The organism is Microbacterium sp. P5_E9 (assembly GCF_054049175.1).
Genome location: NZ_JBFUMV010000001.1, coordinates 437,399 through 454,322, shown reverse-complemented (window position 1 = coordinate 454,322; position 16,924 = coordinate 437,399). Strand labels below are relative to the sequence as shown.

At 69.4% G+C, this 16,924-nt stretch carries 14 protein-coding genes; 4 read left to right on the top strand and 10 right to left on the bottom strand.

All coding sequences use genetic code 11. The annotated features are described in order from the left end of the window. Positions 1 to 60 precede the first annotated feature (60 nt). The 5 genes from dxs to dut all read right to left on the bottom strand — a co-directional run bounded on the left by dxs (position 61) and on the right by dut (position 6,874). Positions 61 to 2,010 (bottom strand): 1-deoxy-D-xylulose-5-phosphate synthase, encoded by a 1,950-nt coding sequence (gene dxs / locus ACXJ3V_RS02270; RefSeq protein ID WP_457098627.1) that lies wholly within the window; start codon positions 2,008 to 2,010, stop codon positions 61 to 63. A 98-nt stretch (positions 2,011 to 2,108) separates the two neighbouring features. After that, the gene (gene acnA, locus ACXJ3V_RS02265; RefSeq protein WP_457098626.1) at positions 2,109 to 4,937 is read right to left on the bottom strand and encodes an aconitate hydratase AcnA; all 2,829 of its coding nucleotides are present in this window, start codon (positions 4,935 to 4,937) and stop codon (positions 2,109 to 2,111) included. Positions 4,938 to 5,076: 139 nt separating this feature from the next. Beyond that, on the bottom strand, positions 5,077 to 5,823 hold the full coding sequence (locus ACXJ3V_RS02260) for a DUF3159 domain-containing protein (RefSeq protein WP_457098625.1): 747 nt from the start codon (positions 5,821 to 5,823) through the stop codon (positions 5,077 to 5,079). Further along, a complete protein-coding gene (locus tag ACXJ3V_RS02255) occupies positions 5,820 to 6,425 on the bottom strand; it encodes a DUF3710 domain-containing protein (RefSeq protein WP_457098624.1) in 606 nt (201 codons plus the stop codon). The genes ACXJ3V_RS02260 and ACXJ3V_RS02255 overlap by 4 nt, the downstream gene beginning before the upstream one ends. After that, positions 6,422 to 6,874, bottom strand: a complete 453-nt coding sequence (dut, locus tag ACXJ3V_RS02250) for a dUTP diphosphatase (protein ID WP_457098623.1) — start codon at positions 6,872 to 6,874, stop codon at positions 6,422 to 6,424. Before dut ends, ACXJ3V_RS02255 begins: the two co-directional genes overlap by 4 nt. 12 nt (positions 6,875 to 6,886) lie before the next feature. Here dut and ACXJ3V_RS02245 point away from each other — a divergent pair, with 12 nt between their 5' ends. Beyond that, positions 6,887 to 7,390 carry a DUF3093 domain-containing protein gene (locus tag ACXJ3V_RS02245; protein WP_457098622.1) on the top strand — a complete coding sequence of 168 codons (504 nt, stop codon included), beginning with the start codon at positions 6,887 to 6,889 and terminating at the stop codon, positions 7,388 to 7,390. On the opposite strand, the gene ACXJ3V_RS02240 is transcribed toward ACXJ3V_RS02245, so the two are convergent. After that, positions 7,365 to 7,658 carry a DUF4193 domain-containing protein gene (locus tag ACXJ3V_RS02240; RefSeq protein WP_457098621.1) on the bottom strand — a complete coding sequence of 98 codons (294 nt, stop codon included), beginning with the start codon at positions 7,656 to 7,658 and terminating at the stop codon, positions 7,365 to 7,367. The two genes, ACXJ3V_RS02245 and ACXJ3V_RS02240, sit on opposite strands and share 26 nt — an antisense overlap. A gap of 216 nt (positions 7,659 to 7,874) precedes the next feature. Here ACXJ3V_RS02240 and sepH point away from each other — a divergent pair, with 216 nt between their 5' ends. After that, complete coding sequence (gene sepH / locus ACXJ3V_RS02235; protein WP_457098620.1) at positions 7,875 to 8,918, top strand: septation protein SepH; 1,044 nt, start codon at positions 7,875 to 7,877, stop codon at positions 8,916 to 8,918. On the opposite strand, the gene ACXJ3V_RS02230 is transcribed toward sepH, so the two are convergent. Next, positions 8,915 to 10,042, bottom strand: a complete 1,128-nt coding sequence (locus ACXJ3V_RS02230; protein WP_457098619.1) for an alkaline phosphatase family protein — start codon at positions 10,040 to 10,042, stop codon at positions 8,915 to 8,917. The genes sepH and ACXJ3V_RS02230 overlap by 4 nt on opposite strands. Before the next feature lie 84 nt (positions 10,043 to 10,126). Between ACXJ3V_RS02230 and ACXJ3V_RS02225 the strand changes: the two genes are divergently transcribed. Further along, the gene (locus ACXJ3V_RS02225) at positions 10,127 to 12,577 is read left to right on the top strand and encodes a DNA gyrase/topoisomerase IV subunit A (protein ID WP_457098618.1); all 2,451 of its coding nucleotides are present in this window, start codon (positions 10,127 to 10,129) and stop codon (positions 12,575 to 12,577) included. Positions 12,578 to 12,606: 29 nt separating this feature from the next. On the opposite strand, the gene ACXJ3V_RS02220 is transcribed toward ACXJ3V_RS02225, so the two are convergent. Beyond that, on the bottom strand, positions 12,607 to 14,709 hold the full coding sequence (locus tag ACXJ3V_RS02220; protein WP_457098617.1) for a DNA gyrase/topoisomerase IV subunit B: 2,103 nt from the start codon (positions 14,707 to 14,709) through the stop codon (positions 12,607 to 12,609). 185 nt (positions 14,710 to 14,894) lie between these two features. Between ACXJ3V_RS02220 and ACXJ3V_RS02215 the strand changes: the two genes are divergently transcribed. Next, positions 14,895 to 15,119, top strand: a complete 225-nt coding sequence (locus ACXJ3V_RS02215) for a DUF7455 domain-containing protein (RefSeq protein WP_457098616.1) — start codon at positions 14,895 to 14,897, stop codon at positions 15,117 to 15,119. A gap of 7 nt (positions 15,120 to 15,126) precedes the next feature. Here ACXJ3V_RS02215 and ACXJ3V_RS02210 read toward each other — a convergent pair whose 3' ends face one another. Next, positions 15,127 to 16,167 (bottom strand): alanine racemase, encoded by a 1,041-nt coding sequence (locus tag ACXJ3V_RS02210; protein WP_457098615.1) that lies wholly within the window; start codon positions 16,165 to 16,167, stop codon positions 15,127 to 15,129. Continuing rightward, positions 16,164 to 16,904, bottom strand: a complete 741-nt coding sequence (locus tag ACXJ3V_RS02205) for an alanine racemase C-terminal domain-containing protein (protein ID WP_457098614.1) — start codon at positions 16,902 to 16,904, stop codon at positions 16,164 to 16,166. The genes ACXJ3V_RS02210 and ACXJ3V_RS02205 overlap by 4 nt, the downstream gene beginning before the upstream one ends. Positions 16,905 to 16,924: the final 20 nt, after the last annotated feature.

The window sequence follows — 16,924 nt, the reverse complement described above, 5'->3', positions numbered from 1 at the left end:
ACTCAGGGACCGCCGGGGACACTCACGGACTGCCCGGGACACTCAGGGACGCCGGCAGCGTCAGCCGTCGCGGCGCGCGGCCCATTCGGACAGCGTCGACAGCTCGCTGGTGGTCGGCCGCGCCACCGGGATGCGGGTGCCGAGTACCTGAGCCACGACGTCCTGGGCGATCTTCGCCGCCGTCAGTCCGGCATCCGCGAGGATCTGCTCCCGGGATGCGTGGGCGATGAACTCGTCGGGCACGCCGAGCTCGTCCACCGCGGTGTCGACGCCGGCTTCGCGCAGCACCTGACGCACGCGTGTGCCGATGCCGCCGACTCGGATGCCGTCCTCGATCGTGATGACGAGGCGATGGGATGCCGCGAGCTGCACGATGGACGGCTGCACCGGAATGGCCCAGCGCGGGTCGACGACGGTCGCGCCGATGCCCTGCGCACGCAGCCGCTCGGCGACGTCGACGGCGAGGTGCGCCATCGGGCCGATGCCCACGATCAGGACGTCCTGCGCATCGGAACGAACGAGCACGTCCACACCGTCTGCGAGGCGCTCCACAGCGGGCAGGTCGGGGCTGACGCTGCCCTTGGGGAAGCGGATCACCGTGGGGGCGTCGCCGACCGCGACGGCCTCGCGCAGCTCCTCGCGAAGCCGCTCCGCGTCGCGGGGCACGGCGATGCGGATGTGCGGGACGAGCTGCAGCATCGCCAGATCCCAGATGCCGTGGTGACTCGGGCCATCCGGGCCGGTCACACCGGCCCGATCGAGCACGAACGTCACGCCGGCACGGTGGAGCGCGACATCCATCAGCACCTGATCGAAGGCACGGTTCATGAACGTCGCATAAATCGCCAGGACGGGATGCAGGCCGCCATAGGCCAGGCCGGCGGCCGAAGCGACGGCGTGCTGTTCGGCGATGCCGACGTCGTAGACGCGGTCGGGGAAGCGCTGGGAGAAGGGCAGCAGCCCGGTCGGGCGGAGCATCGCCGCGGTCATCGCGATGATGTCGTCGCGATCTTCCGCGATCAGCGGAAGCTCCTCGGCGAAGACGTCGGTCCAGGAGGTGCCGGCAGCGGCGCCGAGCGCGCCGCCGGTCACCGGGTCGATGCGCCCGACGGCGTGGAACTGGTCGGCCTCATCGAGCAGAGCGGGCTCGTAGCCCCTCCCCTTCTCGGTGATGGCGTGGACGATGACGGGAGCGCCATACTCCTTGGCGAGCTCGAGCGTCTCGATGAGCATGCGCAGGTCGTGGCCGTCGACCGGACCGAGGTACTTGATGTCGAGGTTGGAGTAGAGGGCTTCGTTGTTCGTGAAGCGGCTGAGGAAGCCGTGCGTTCCACCCCGGACGCCGCGGTACATCGCGCGTCCCGCAGGGCCGAACTTGCCGAACAGCGTGTCGGAGTTTCGGCGCAGCAGCTCGTAGCCGCCTGCGGTGCGGACCCGATTGAGATACCGCGCCATGCCGCCGATCGTCGGAGCGTACGAGCGGCCGTTGTCATTGACGACGATCACGAGGTTGCGATCGTTGTCATCGGAGATGTTGTTGAGCGCCTCCCACGTCATGCCGCCCGTGAGGGCGCCGTCGCCGACCACCGCGACGACGTGGCGGTCGCGCCGGCCCGTGCGGATCAGCGCGCGCGAGACTCCGTCCGCCCAGCTCAGTGAGCTCGACGCGTGCGATGACTCGACCACGTCGTGCGGGCTCTCGGAGCGCTGCGGGTACCCGGCGAGGCCACCGCGGGCACGGAGCTGCGAGAAGTCCTGGCGGCCCGTGAGCAGCTTGTGGACGTACGACTGGTGCCCGGTGTCGAAGATGATGGGATCGTTCGGCGAGTCGAACACTCGGTGCAGGGCGATCGTCAGCTCGACCACGCCCAGGTTGGGGCCGAGATGGCCACCGGTGCGCGCGACGTTCTCGATCAGGAACTCGCGCACCTCGCCGGAGAGCTGGGTCAGCTGCTCGATCGACAGCGCGTCGAGGTCGCGCGGGCCGGAGATCGACGAGAGAAGCGACATCCCTGCTCCCTTCCCCGCCGACGATTCACGTCCCAGTCTACCTGGGCGGTTGCATGGTGAAGGGGCCGGGGATGCCCCCGGCCCCTTCGCTGGTGTGCTCAGACCAGGCTGCGCAGGACGTACTGGAGGATGCCCCCGTTGCGGTAGTAGTCCGCTTCGCCGGGCGTGTCGATTCGCACGACAGCCTCGAACTCGACAGTCTCCTTGCCGGGCGCCGAGAACTCGCTGGGGGCGGCCGTGACCGTGACGGTCTTCGGCGTGACGCCCTCATTGAGCTCCTCGAGGCCGGCGATCGAGACGATCTCGGTGCCGTCGAGGCCGAGCGAAGCCCAGCTCTCCCCCGCAGGGAACTGCAAGGGCACCACGCCCATGCCGATGAGGTTCGAGCGGTGGATGCGCTCGAAGCTCTCGGTGATGACGGCCTTGACGCCGAGCAGGCTCGTTCCCTTCGCCGCCCAGTCACGCGACGAGCCGGAGCCGTACTCCTTGCCGCCGAAGATCACGAGCGGGACGCCGGCAGCCTGGTAGTTCTGGCTCGCGTCGTAGATGAACGACTGCGGACCGCCCGCCTGGGTGAAGTCGCGGGTGAGTCCACCCTCGACCTCGGCGCCGTCGTTGACCGCGCGCACCAGCTGGTTCTTTAGGCGGATGTTCGCGAACGTGCCGCGGATCATCACCTCGTGGTTGCCACGGCGCGAGCCGTACGAGTTGAAGTCCTTGCGGTCGACGCCGTGCTCGGCCAGATACTGACCGGCGGGGCTGTCTGCCTTGATGTTGCCGGCCGGACTGATGTGGTCGGTGGTGACCGAGTCCAGCAACGTGGCCATGACGCGGGCACCGGCGATATCGGCGACCGGGGTCAGCTCCATCGTCATGCCGTCGAAGTACGGGGGCTTGCGCACATAGGTGGACGCGTCGTCCCACTCGAACACGTCGCCGGTCGGCGTCGGCAGCGTGCGCCACCGCTCGTCGCCCTCGAACACGCTCGCGTACTGGTGCGTGAACATCTCCTTGTTGATCGACGAGTCGATCGTCGCCTGCACCTCGGCCGAGTCGGGCCAGATGTCCCGCAGGAACACGTCGTTGCCGTCCTGGTCGGTGCCCAGCGCGTCGACCTCGAAGTCGAAGTTCATCGAGCCCGCGAGCGAGTACGCGATCACGAGCGGCGGGCTGGCGAGGTAGTTCATCTTCACGTCCGGGTTGATCCGGCCCTCGAAGTTGCGGTTGCCCGAGAGCACGGCGGTCACGGCGAGGTCGTTCTCGTTGATCGCCGCCGAGACCTCCTCGATGAGGGGTCCCGAGTTGCCGATGCACGTGGTGCAGCCGTAGCCCACCGTGTAGAACCCGAGGTCCTCGAGGTCCTGGGTGAGGCCGGCCTTCTCGTAGTAGTCGGTGACGACCTTGGAGCCCGGCGCGAGGGTGGTCTTGACCCACGGCTTGGCCTTCAGGCCCTTCTTCACCGCGTTGCGGGCGAGGAGGCCCGCGGCGAGCATGACGGAGGGGTTCGACGTGTTGGTGCACGAGGTGATCGCCGCGATCGTGACCGCGCCGTGGTCGAGCACGAACTTCTCGCCGTCCGCCAGCGTCACCGGCGTCGGCTTCGACGCCGTGGCCGGCGCATGGCTGTGGTGGTGATGCTGGTGCTGGCTGTACTCCTCCTCGGGCGAGTTGCCCGGGGGGTCGGATGCCGGGAACGATTCGGAGCCTTCGAGATCGACCAGGTCGTGGTCGACCTCCGCATAGTTCAGGAGATCGCTCTCGAACTGCTGCTTGGCGTTCGAGAGCACGATGCGGTCCTGCGGGCGCTTCGGACCGGCGATCGACGGGACGACCGTCGAGAGGTCGAGCTCCATGTACTCGCTGAACACGGGCTCCCGCGACGCGTCGTGCCAGAGCGTCTGCTCCTTGGCGTACGCCTCGACGAGCGCGAGCTGCTGCTCGTCACGGCCGGTCAGGCGGAGGTAGTCGACGGTCACGCTGTCGATCGGGAACATCGCCGCCGTGGAGCCGAACTCCGGGCTCATGTTGCCGATGGTGGCGCGGTTGGCGAGCGGGACGGATGCCACGCCCTCGCCGTAGAACTCGACGAACTTGCCGACCACACCGTGCTTGCGCAACATGTCCGTGATCGTCAGCACGACATCGGTCGCGGTGACGCCGGTCGGGATCGCACCGGAGAGCTTGAAGCCGACGACCTTCGGGATGAGCATCGAGACGGGCTGGCCGAGCATGGCGGCCTCGGCCTCGATGCCGCCGACGCCCCAGCCCAGCACGCCGAGTCCGTTGACCATCGTGGTGTGCGAGTCGGTGCCGACGCAGGTGTCGGGGTAGGCGCGGAGCGCGCCGCCGACGGTCCGGTCGTAGATGACCTTCGCGAGGTGCTCGATGTTGACCTGGTGGACGATGCCCGTTCCAGGGGGGACGACCTTGAAGTCGTTGAACGCGGTCTGGCCCCAGCGCAGGAACTGGTAGCGCTCGCCGTTGCGCTCGTACTCGATCTCGACGTTGCGCTCGAGGGCGTTCTCGGTGCCGAACAGGTCGGCGATGACGGAGTGGTCGATGACCATCTCGGCCGGCGAGAGCGGGTTGATCTTGGTGGCGTCGCCACCCAGTGCGGCGACGGCTTCACGCATGGTGGCGAGGTCGACGATGCAGGGAACGCCGGTGAAGTCCTGCATCACGACCCGGGCGGGCGTGAACTGGATCTCGGTGTTCGGCTCGGCCGCGGCATCCCACGATCCGAGCGCCTCGATCTGCTCCTTCGTGACGTTCGCGCCATCTTCGGTGCGCAGCAGGTTCTCGAGCAGGACCTTGAGGCTGAAGGGCAGCTTCTCGTAGCCCGCGACCTTGTCGATGCGGAAGATCTCGTAGTCGGTGCTGCCGACCGTCAGGGTGCTCTTGGCACCGAAGCTGTCAACCGTGGACACGCGTGTCTCCTTCGTCGGCGGCGGAGTGGTCGGATTCCGGATCCGACCTTCCCCATCTTCCCCCGCTGGTGCACCCTCGGCTAGTGAGGCTGGCCTTATCCGCGACGGGAGAATTTATCTTGATGTCAAGATAAATGTATCAGTCCTTGGCGCGGGGATAGAGCGCCCGCACCGCGAGCCAGGTCACCGCGACGAGCGGCGCGAAGAGGGGCAGCCCCAGGATAAGTTTCATGGTTCCGAGCGTCGTGACGTCGTTCGCGAGGTAGAGCGGCAGCTCGACGGCGAGGCGCAGGAAGAACAGGCCCGCCCAGGCGATCGTGAGCCAGAAGTAGACCCGGCGCTTGCGGCGGTCTTCGCGCCACGCGGTCGCCTCGCCCATGAGCCATCCGCCGATGAGGCCGATGAGCGGCCAGCCGATGATCGCCGAGACCAGGAAGGCCGTGCCGTACACCGCATTGGTGACGAGCCCGAAGAGGAAGTTGTCGGCCGCGCGACCGGTCCACAGTGCCAGTCCGGCCGCCGCTCCCGTTGCGATCAGCCCGCCGATGGCGGCGCTCGCGGGCGAGCGCATGATGAGACGGATGGCGGTGAAGACCACCGCGAGGCCGACCGAGAGGATGAGGGCGAGCCACAGGTCGCCCTGGTGGGTCTCCGGGTCGATCGTGACGGTGTAGGTGACGACGAAGACGAGGGTCGGCAGCACCGACTCCAGCACCCCGCGCCAACCGCCCATCGACCGCCATACGACGTGGCCGGTGCTCGCTTCGGATGCCGGATCCAGGCCGGCCCGCCGCGCCGCCCCGCCGAGCGCGGCGCCGATCAGCTCCGAGGCTGCCGGGGTGGCTTCCGCGTCCGAACCGGCGTCGCGGCTCGGGTCGTCGGTCACGCCGTCCCCGGAGTGGCCGGCATCTTCAGCGGGATGAGGTCCCGTGGCGGCATCGGCGAGCCGCCGCGCACGACCACGATCGACCGGAACAGGTCTTCGACCTGAGCCGCGGCATCCACGTCCGCCGTCGCGGCGCCGCCGATCACTCCGCGCAGGAACCACCGCGGGCCGTCGACGCCGATGAAGCGGGCGAGCCGCTTGCCGCTGGAACCGTCCGCGCCGGCGACCGGAACCTCGGCGAGCAGTTCGGCGCCCAGGGGGCCCTCCCGCTCCTCGACGCGGCCGCCCTGCTGGCGGATCTGCTGGCGGATCTGATCTCGGGTCTCGTCCCACAGACCGGTCGTGCGGGGTGCCGCGAAGGGCTGCACCTGCAGGGTCGAACCGGCGTAGTCCAGGCCGACCGCGACGATGCGCTTGGTCTGCTCCTCCACCTCGAGGCGGAGGTTGAGCCCCTCACGGGGAAGGATCTTGATGCCGCCGAGGTCGATGTAGGGGCGGACGGGATTCGCTTCCGACTCGTCGAAAGGTCCGGCCTGCTCCCGGTCGAGGGCGACGGGGCTCTCGTCCGGATCCGGCACTCCCCCTGAAGTGGCGTCGGTCATGACTGTGCTCCGTCCTTCTGGTAGCCGGTCGAGCCGAATCCGCCTTCGCCCCGCGAGCTGTCGGGCAGCTCCTCCACCGGGATGAAGCGGGCCCTCGGCACCGGCATGACGATCAGCTGTGCGATGCGATCGCCGACGGCGATGTCGTACGCGTGCTCGGCATCCGTGTTCAAGAGTGTGACCTTGATCTCGCCGCGGTAGCCCGCGTCGACCGTCCCAGGCGCGTTCACGATCGTGATGCCGTGCTTGGTCGCCAGACCGCTGCGCGGTACGACGAAGGCGACGTGGCCATCGGGCAGCGCGATCCGCACGCCCGTGCCGACGAGGGCACGCTGGCCCGGCTCGAGACGCAGCGCCTCGGCCGCGGTGAGATCAGCGCCGGCGTCGCCGGGGTGGGCGTAGACGGGAGCCTCGGGCGCGATAATGAGGACATCCACGGTTTCAGTCACTCAACGAGGGTAATGCAGAAGACAGCGCGCAACGACGGCACGATCGCCGGCACCGGGTACCGCGAGCGACTGAGTCCGTCGCTCTGGGTTCTCGCCAGTGCAGCGGTCGTCGCCCCCATGGCCGGACTCGTGTTCGTGCCCATCGATCACACGCTCTCGCTGGCCATCGGGATCACGGTCGGCGTGCTCACCGTGGCACTCCTGGTCGGCCTCTCCCCCGTCATCGCGGTGGCGGACGGCACGCTTCGCGCCGGCCGAGCCCGCATCCCCGTGGAGCTGCTGGGCGAGCCGACGGCGTTCGACGGAGACGACGCGCGCCAAGGGCGCGGGGTCGGCCTCGATCCGAGGTCGTGGCACGTGATCCGCGGCGGGATCGACGGTCTCGTCACGATTCCCGTGACCGATCCCGACGATCCGACGCCCGCGTGGACGCTGTCGACCCGCACGCCCGACCGCCTTGCGGCGGCGGTGCGGCGGGCCCAGTCCGTTGCTACGCCGCGCACTCCGCGCAGATAGGTCCGTCCTTGCGCTCGTGATCGAGCTGCGAGCGGTGCTTCACGAGGAAGCAGTTCACACAGGTGAACTCGTCTTCCTGCGGCGGGAGGACGACGACGTCGAGCTCGAGGTCGGAGAGGTCCGCGCCGGGAAGCTCGAACCCCGAGGGGTTGTCGGCGTCCTCGACATCCACCGCACCCGACAGCTTGTCGGGAACACGCTCCTTGAGAGCCTCGATCGACTCGCTGTCGTCTTCGGTCTTGCGGGGGGCGTCGTAATCGGTAGCCATTGCGTAAAAGTCTCTACTTCCGGGAGATCCTGGTGTCACCTGCCCTTGCGGGCGGGCGATAGTTTGCACGACCTCGGCGCATTTGGCAAATGCGCTCTCGTCCGATGTTGACCGTGCGACCCGTGAAACTCGCGGCGCGCCCGGGTTATTCCCGGTCGGCGCGGACGTGCTGTGTAAGCATGGGGCCACACGGCTGGATCGGGAAGGGCGGTTCGCATGGAACAGCTCAAAGTGATCGGAACCGAGGACGAAGCGATCGTACTCGCGACCGAGGCGGGCGAGCGCTTCTCGCTCCCCATCGACGACGTGCTGCGCGCCGAGCTGCGCAAGGTGCGTCGAGAACGCGACGGCGTCGATCGCGCCACGGAACGACCGAGTCCGCGCGAGATCCAGGCGCACATCCGTGCGGGCCTGTCCGCCGAAGAGGTCGCAAGCCTCCTCGGTGCGCGCGTCGAGGACATCGTGCGATTCGAAGGACCGGTGCTCGCCGAACGCGAGCACATCGTCGGCCAGGCGCTTGCGGTGCCTGTGCTGCTCGGCGTCGACCTCGATGGCGACAGCCACCCGACTTTCGGCACCGCGGTGCGGTCGAAGCTCGCCGAGGCGGGCTCCTCCGGAGAGCGCTGGACGAGCTGGAAAGAGTCCACCGGCTGGATCGTCAAACTCGAGTTCACCGCCAACGAGATCGATCACGATGCGCGCTGGGGATTCGAGCCTCGGCGGTCGACGCTCTCGCCGCTCAACGCCGACGCGATTCAGCTCTCCCGGCAGGGTTCCCTCCCGGACGGGCTCATCCCTCGTCTTCGAGCTCTCGACGCCACGGCCCAGAAGGACGAGTCCCGCTTCGACAGCGGCGCGTTCGGCCCACGCCGGCTGCCCGACCCCGAAGCGGATCTCGAGCGTCCCGACATGCCCGCTCCGACGACCCAGGCTGTGCAGCAGGCGGCGATCAAGCGCGCGGACGAGCCGAACTTCACCTCCCCGGAGACCGCAGACCTCCTCGAGGCCCTGCGCCGCCGCCGCGGGCAGCGTGAACCGCTCCCCGGCGTCGAAGAGCTGACGCAGCCGCGCGGGCAGACCCCAGTGGCGCTTTTCGATGCCCTCGAACCGGGCTACGACGAGCAGTCCAGGGAACTCGAGGTCGAGGCCGACTACGGCATGGAGCAGCCTGCTGTCGCAGAGGTCGCCGGTCGTCGCAAGGGGCGCACGTCGATGCCCTCGTGGGATGAGATCGTCTTCGGAGCCCGCGGCGACGATTAGGCGAACGCGCCCAGGCGGAGGAGCGGCACCGTTCGTTCCTCGTCCGTGAGCGAACCGTGCTGGCCGATCATCCGCTGCGCGGCCTTGTCGGCGAGCCGATCGTCGTAGTAGGCGACGCCGGCCCGAGCAGCCACGATGACATCGCCGATGCGCTCGCGAATCCCGGCATCCACCGCACCGAAGAGATTCGCCGCGATCGCCTCGTCGCGTGAGACCACCCAGGAGCGATGGGATTCGGATGCGCGCCACGCCTCGAGCACCTCGCCCTCGCGGCCGGGCTCGGCGTAGATGTGCAGCATCCGCGGCTCCCCGCCGAAGATGCGCACGTCGTCGGTGAGCCCATCCCCGTCGCTCAGCAGGAGGTGCTTCACGCGTGGCACGTCGACCATGCCGTGGTCGGCCGTGACGACCGCCCCGATGCGCGCTCCGAGAGCCTGAGAGAGCGAGCGGGCCGCGGCATCCACCGTCTCCAGCGCTGAGGCCCACTCATCGGACTCCCAGCCGTATCGATGCGCCGCCGTGTCCAGCTCAGGCGCGTACAGATACACGAGAGCGCCCGGATGCCGCGCCGCGATGTCGGCGGCGAGCTCAGCACGCTCGGCGATGGTGTCGGCGGACACGAGGGTGGCCCCGCGGAGGGTCGCCTCGGTGAACCCGGAGCCGACATACTCCCGTCGGGACACGACGAAGCACGGCCGACCGGTGAGCGACTCACGCTCCAGGAGCGGCTGGGCGCGCTGCCATGCGTGCGGGTCGAGCCCGTCGGTCTCCCAGCCCTTCAGCTGGTTCGGCGCGGAGTCGGTGCCGGGAATGCGCACCCGATAGCCGACGATGCCATGCACGCCTGGGTCGGTCCCGGTGAGCAGCGACGTCAGCGCGGCGGCCGTCGTGGACGGGAAGACCGTGCGTACGGTGTCCTTCTTCGATCCCGCTGCGGCGAGGAAGCGGCCGTGTCCGGCGCGGGCGGCGAGGTTGCGGGCGCCGAGTCCGTCGACCACGAACAGCACGGCGCTGGTGGCCGGCGCGAACCACTCCGAACGCCCGTTGAGCGCCGCGATCAGCTCGGGGACGACACGGGTGAGGCTCCGGGCCCTGGACGGCTCCGCGGGTAGGCTGAGGGACATCCGGGCCAGTCTCGCACACCTGCGGGAGGCCCCCGCCGGCTGAATCTCCGACGCCGGCCTGTCGTCACCCGAGGCCCGACTGCCATGCCCGCATCCCGCACCGACTCCACTCCCCCCATCGAAGAGCGCATCGAAGACGTCGACGTCTCGACCGAGATGCAGGGGTCGTTCCTCGAGTACGCCTACTCGGTGATCTACTCCCGGGCGCTTCCGGACGCTCGTGACGGGCTGAAGCCGGTGCAGCGACGCATCCTGTACCAGATGGCCGATATGGGCCTTCGTCCCGACCGCGGGCACGTGAAGAGCGCGCGCGTCGTCGGCGAGGTCATGGGAAAGCTGCACCCGCACGGCGACGCGCCGATCTACGACGCCCTGGTGCGCTTGGCCCAGCCGTTCTCGCTGCGCGTGCCGCTGGTGGACGGTCACGGCAACTTCGGCTCGCTCGACGACGGCCCGGCCGCGCCGCGGTACACCGAGGCCCGGCTCGCGCCCGCGGCGCTCGCCCTCACCGAGAACCTCGACGAAGATGTCGTCGACTTCATCCCCAACTACGACGGCCAGTTCCAGCAGCCCGCCGTGCTGCCCGCGGCCTACCCGAACCTGCTCGTCAACGGCGCCACCGGCATCGCGGTCGGCATGGCGACGAACATGGCCCCGCACAACCTCATCGAGGTCGTCGCGGCGGCGATCCATCTGCTCGAGAACCCGGATGCGACCGTCGACGACCTGATGGAGTTCGTGCCGGGTCCGGACTTCCCGTCCGGCGGGATCGTGCTGGGCCTCGAGGGTGTGAAGGATGCCTACACCCGCGGTCGCGGGGCCTTCAAGGTGCGCGGCAAGGTGGCGATCGAGTCGCTCGGACCCCGACGCACCGGCCTCGTCGTCACCGAGCTGCCGTATCAGGTCGGCCCCGAGCGCATCATCGAGAAGATCAAGGACGCGGTACAGGCCAAACGCCTCACCGGCATCGCCGACGTCACCGATCTCACCGACCGCAATCACGGTCTGCGACTGGTCATCGGCATCAAGACGGGCTTCGACCCGCAGGCCGTGCTCGACCAGCTGTATCGGCTGACGCCCCTCGAGGACTCGTTCAGCATCAACAACGTCGCACTCGTCGAAGGCCAGCCGCAGACGCTGGGGCTCAAGGAGCTGCTGCGGGTCTACCTCGATCACCGCATCCAGGTGGTCACCCGGCGCAGCCGCTACCGGCTCGCGCGGCGCGAAGAGCGGCTGCATCTCGTCGAGGGCCTGCTCATCGCGATCCTCGACATCGACGAGGTCATCCAGGTCATCCGCACCTCGGACGACAGCGAGCAGGCGCGCACCCGCCTGCGTGAGGTCTTCGACCTCAGCGAGGTCCAGGCGGAGTACATCCTCGAGCTGCGCCTGCGGCGGCTGACGAAGTTCTCGCGCATCGAGCTCGAGACCGAGCGCGACGCGCTCAAGGCGGAGATCGCCGAGCTGCAGACCCTGCTCGGCAGCGAAGCGCTCATCCGCGCGCAGGTCGCCCGCGAGCTCGAAGCGGCCGCCGACGCGCACGGCACGCCCCGGCGCACGATGCTGACGAACGCCAAGCCCGCAACACCCCGCCCGACCCGTGGTGCGCCCGTCCCCGATCTGCAGATCGCGGACTCCCCCACCGTCGTGGTGCTGTCGACCACCGGCCGCGCGGTGCGGGTCGACCTCACCGAGGGGCAGGAGCTCAGCGCGGCGACGCGTCGCAGCAAGCACGATGCGATCCTGGCCACGGCCTCCTCGACGACCCGAGGCGATCTCGGCGCCGTCACCACCGCGGGGCGAGTGCTCCGGTTCACCCCTGTCGACCTCCCGTCGGTGCCCCCCGCGTCGGTGCAGCTCGGTGCCGGTGTCGTGCTGCGCGACTACCTCGGGATCCAGGACAAGAACGAGCGTGTGATCGGCATCATCCGGTTCGACGACGACGCGCCGGTCGCCCTCGGCACCCGCGACGGCGTGGTCAAGCGCATCGTGCCGTCGGCGCTCGCGGTGCGGCCTGAGCTGGAGATCATCGGACTCAAGGCCGGCGATGCGCTCGTGGGCGCGGCATCCGCTCCGGACGGCTCTGAGCTCGTCTTCGTGACCAGCGACGCCCAGCTGCTGCGCTTCCCGGCCGCTGCCGTGCGCCCGCAAGGCGCGCCGGCGGGCGGGATGGCGGGCGTCAACCTGTCGGCAGGCGCGACGGTCATCCACTTCGCGGTGACCGAGGGCGAGGATCTCGTGGCCGTCACCATCTCCGGCGCCGACGGCGTGCTGCCTGGAACGGATGCCGGACGCGTCAAGGTATCGCGGTTCGAGGAGTTCCCGGCCAAGGGCCGCGCCACGGGCGGCGTGCGCGCGCACACCTTCCTGCGCGGCGAGAGCCGCCTCACCCTGGCCTGGGTCGGCCGAGCTCCCGCACTCGCGGTCGGACCGGACGGCTCGACGCGCACGCTGCCGGCCGCGACGGCGAAACGGGATGCGTCGGGGCAGCTCCTCGACGCGGTCATCGGCTCAATCGGCCGCCCGCTCGCCTGACCGGCCGCGGCAGCCCCGCGGGCGGGGTGCTACGCGTCGATGGCTTCCCGCGAGAGGCGGTGCGAGGACTCGACGATGAACTCGCGGCGCGGCGCGACCTCGTTGCCCATCAGGAGCTCGAAGACGCGGCCGGCGCCCTCGGCATCCTCGAGGCGCACTCGGCGCAGCAGCCGACCGCCCCGGTCCATCGTGGTCGTCGCGAGCTGATCCGCGTCCATCTCGCCCAGGCCCTTGTATCGCTGCACGGGCTCGTGCCAGCGCCGGCCGGACTTGGTGACCTTCGCGAGGAGCGTATGCAGCTCGGGTTCGCTGTAGGTGTAGATCGTCTCGTTCGGCTTGGTGCCGGGGTTCATGACGATCACCCGGTGCAGCGGCGGAACGGCGGCGAACACGCGGCCCGCCTCGACGAGCGGCCGCATGTAGCGGAAGAAGAGGGTCAGCAGCAGCGTGCGGATGTGGGCGCCGTCGACGTCGGCGTCGCTCATCAGGATCACCTTGCCGTAGCGCGCCGCGTCGAGATCGAACGAGCGGCCGGAGCCGGCACCGATCACCTGGATGATCGATGCGCACTCGGCGTTGGAGAGCATGTCGCTCACCGACGCCTTCTGCACGTTCAGGATCTTGCCGCGGATCGGCAGCAGCGCCTGGAACTCGCTGTTGCGCGCGAGCTTCGCGGTGCCGAGAGCCGAGTCGCCCTCGACGATGAAGAGCTCGGAGTGCGCGACATCCGATGATCGGCAGTCCACGAGCTTCGCGGGAAGCGACGAGGACTCCAGCGCGTTCTTGCGCCGCTGGGTCTCTTTATGCGTGCGCGCGGAGATGCGCGCCTTCATCTCGGCCACGACCTTGTCGAGCAGCAGGGCGGTCTGGTTCTTGTCGTCGCGCTTGGGCGAGGTGAAGCGCGCCGTGAGCTCCTTCGTGAGCACGTTGTTCACGATCTGGCGCACCGCCGGGGTGCCGAGCACTTCCTTGGTCTGGCCCTCGAACTGCGGCTCGGGCACGCGCACCGTGAGCACGGCGGTCATGCCGGCGAGGATGTCGTCCTTCTCGAGCTTGTCGTTGCCGACCTTCAGGCGGCGCGCATTCTGGTCGACCTGGGCGCGCAGCACCTTCATGAGGCCCTGCTCGAAGCCCTGCTGGTGTGTGCCGCCCTTGGGCGTCGCGATGATGTTGACGAACGAGCGCGAGACGGTGTCATAGCCGGTTCCCCAGCGCAGGGCGATGTCGACCTGGCATTCGCGCTCGACCTCGGTCGGCACCATCGCACCGGTCGGCTGCAGCACCGGGACCGTCTCCGTGAAGGTGCCGGAGCCGGTGAGTCGCCAGGTGTCGGTGACCGCGGAGTCGGGGGCCAGGAACTCGACGAACTCCGAGATGCCGCCGTCGAACCGGTAGCTCGTGTCGAGCGGTTCGCCGCTCTCGGACGCTGCGGTCCCTGAGCTTGTCGAAGGGCGTTCGTCGCGGACGACGAGCTCGAGTCCGGGCACGAGGAAGGCGGTCTGCCGCGCGCGCTGCGCCAGCTCGTCGACGTTGAAGGCGGCATCCTTCGTGAAGATCTGCCGGTCCGCCCAGTAGCGGATGCGCGTGCCCGTGACGCCCTTCGCGGCCCGCCCGGTGACGCGCAGCTCGGATTTCGTCTCGAACGGCGTGAAGGTGGAGTCGGGCGATCCGTTCGAGAACACACCGGGCTCGCCGCGGTGGAACGACATCGACCAGGTCTTGCCGTTGCGGTCGACCTCGACGTCGAGTCGCTCGGAGAGCGCGTTCACGACGGATGCCCCGACCCCGTGCAGACCGCCGGAGGCCGCGTACGACCCCCCGCCGAACTTGCCGCCGGCGTGCAGCTTGGTGAAGACGACCTCGACGCCGGACAGACCGGTGCGCGGCTCGATGTCGACGGGGATGCCGCGGGCCTTGTCGCGCACCTCGACGCTGCCGTCGGTGTGCAGGATGACATCGATCCGGGAGCCGTGGCCCCCGAGCGCCTCATCGACGGAGTTGTCGATGATCTCCCACAGACAGTGCATCAGGCCGCGGGAGTCGGTGGAGCCGATGTACATGCCCGGGCGCTTGCGGACCGCCTCCAGGCCTTCCAGCACCTGCAGATGATGAGCGGAGTACTCGGCGGTCACAATCCTCAAGCGTATCCGGGGGTCAGGACAGCGCACGGTGGACACGCGTTCGCACGGCTCACGGTACGCGCACAGCGAAATGTCACCCGTTCGCGGCATTCTCGAAACATGGGCATGGTTGTATCTAGTACACGCAACGGAGTTCTATCTTGACGAGAGTTCTGCACAACCGAGGGGGCACAGAGATGAACACGCTATCCACACCGACAGAGCCGGGTGTCGTCCTCGAGCACCGTCTGAGCGCTGCCGATCGCTGTGACTCCTGTGGCGCCCAGGCTTACATCGCCGCTGAGGTGAACGGCAGCGAGCTGCTGTTCTGCGCTCACCACGGTCGCAAGTACGAAGAGAAGCTCCGCTCGATCGCCACCAGCTGGCACGACGAGACCGCTCGCCTGCTCGAATCGGCCTGATCCGACGTCAGCGGTAGTTCCGAGGCACCAGCGGCGAGATTCGCAGCGCGATCTCCTCGCCGATGGTGCCGATCGTCTCGGCGAGGTCCGTCGCCGACATCGCCCCTGAGTCGGCGTCGCCGTACACCGTGACGAGGTCGCCTACGCGGGCCGCCCCCCATTCGCCGATCGTGCTCGCATAGAGACCGACGTCCACGAGTGGGCGTCGTCCCTGCGGAGTCGAGACCATGACCAGTCCGGCCAGCGGCGAGGGCAGTCCGTCGAGCGATCCGATGCCGATCGTCGCTGTGCCGTCGCCGACCGCGACCACCCCCGTCTCGAGGCGGCCGATCGGCCGGATGCCCAGGTCCGCATCGGTCGGGCCGTCCGCGGGACGGATGCCGTAGGCGAACGCTCCGACGCGGACGAGGTCGCAGCGGAACTCAGGTCGGGCGAAGGCAGCGGCGCTGGCCGCCAGGTGCCGCTGTGCGGGACGGAGCCCTGCCGCGTGCGCGGCATCGCACGCCGCATCGAACACCGTACGGGCGGCATCATCGTCGTCGTCGGACGCCTCCGCGATGTGGCTCCACACCCCGACGACTTCGATCGATCCCGCCTGCTCGAGCTCGCGTGCGCGGGCCACGAACGCCGGCCACTCCTCGGGTCGCACGCCGTTGCGGTGCAGCCCGGAGTCGATCTTCAGGTGCACGCGCGCGGTGGCCGAGGCATCCGTCGCCGCTCCTGCCACGTCCTCGAGGAGCGTGGCATCGCCGATACCGACGTCGAGCCGAGCCGCGACCGCCGATGCGGCCTCCTCGGGCGTGCCGATCACCCACACGAAGATCCGGGCATCGGGCCCGAGCTCCTCGCGCACCGCGCGGCCCGTGCTCACATCGAAGGCGCCGAACCAGCGGACGCCGTCGCGCCAGGCGCGCCGGACGATCGGCACGAGGCCGTGCGCATACGCATCGTCCTTCACGACGAGCATGTGGGTCGCCGGAGCGACGCGCGCGGCGATCGTCCGCAGGTTGGCCGAGAACGCGTCGAGGTCGACGGTGAGGACGCTCACGGGGCCCACCCCCGGACGGATCGCTGTCCGACGACCGTCACGAGCTCCGGTGCGCTCAGGCCGGTCGCGGTCACCCATTCGGCGATTCCCGGCGCGCCCGCTTCCGGGTCGCCGAGGAACACCGCCTCGGCGCCCCTCGGAATGTCCGCAGCGCCGATGTCGACGACGCAGACGTCCATGGCCACCCTTCCGACGATGCGGTGGCGCGCTCCGCCGATCACGACCGAGGCACGCCCCCCGAGGCTGCGGGAGATGCCCTGGGCGTAGCCGCCCGTGATGAGCGCGATGCGGGTGTCCGCCACCGCACGGTGCAGGTAACCGTAGGAAACCCCCTCGCCGCGCAGGAGCGGCTTCGTCGAGAGCACCCGTCCGCCCAGACGCAAGGCCGGCCGCGAGCCGGAAGCGCCGCCGGGCAGGCCGAAGACGGTGACGGGGTCGACGTTCGGCTCGCCGGAGACGGTCAGCCCGGTGCATCCGGCGTCGGTGAGCGCCGCAATGGCGGACGCGTCCACCCGTACCTCGCGGACGCCGGCCGCGTGCAGCGCGGCGATGGTCTCCGCCGCGCCATGACCCCAGGCATCCGCTCGCGCCTCCCCCAGGAGAGGACCTGGGCCGGTGTGCCCGGCGATCGCGAGGGCGATGTTGGCCGCGACAGCGCGGCGCGAAACCCGTGCGGCGGGGGCGCTGCGTCGCCCATGCGCCGCCGGGGCAGCCGTCTCGGGGTTCGCCGCAGTCACGCCATCTAGACTATCCGGGA

What these genes read in the sequence shown, in the direction of transcription:
- ACXJ3V_RS02215 (WP_457098616.1), top strand. Translation starts at nt 14,895, where the DNA reads ATGAACACGCTATCCACACCGACAGAGCCGGGTGTCGTCCTCGAGCAC.
- ACXJ3V_RS02245 (WP_457098622.1), top strand. Translation starts at nt 6,887, where the DNA reads ATGCAGAAGACAGCGCGCAACGACGGCACGATCGCCGGCACCGGGTAC.
- ACXJ3V_RS02230 (WP_457098619.1), bottom strand. Translation starts at nt 10,042, where the DNA reads ATGTCCCTCAGCCTACCCGCGGAGCCGTCCAGGGCCCGGAGCCTCACC.
- ACXJ3V_RS02225 (WP_457098618.1), top strand. Translation starts at nt 10,127, where the DNA reads ATGCCCGCATCCCGCACCGACTCCACTCCCCCCATCGAAGAGCGCATC.
- sepH (WP_457098620.1), top strand. Translation starts at nt 7,875, where the DNA reads ATGGAACAGCTCAAAGTGATCGGAACCGAGGACGAAGCGATCGTACTC.
- ACXJ3V_RS02255 (WP_457098624.1), bottom strand. Translation starts at nt 6,425, where the DNA reads ATGACCGACGCCACTTCAGGGGGAGTGCCGGATCCGGACGAGAGCCCC.
- dxs (WP_457098627.1), bottom strand. Translation starts at nt 2,010, where the DNA reads ATGTCGCTTCTCTCGTCGATCTCCGGCCCGCGCGACCTCGACGCGCTG.
- ACXJ3V_RS02240 (WP_457098621.1), bottom strand. Translation starts at nt 7,658, where the DNA reads ATGGCTACCGATTACGACGCCCCCCGCAAGACCGAAGACGACAGCGAG.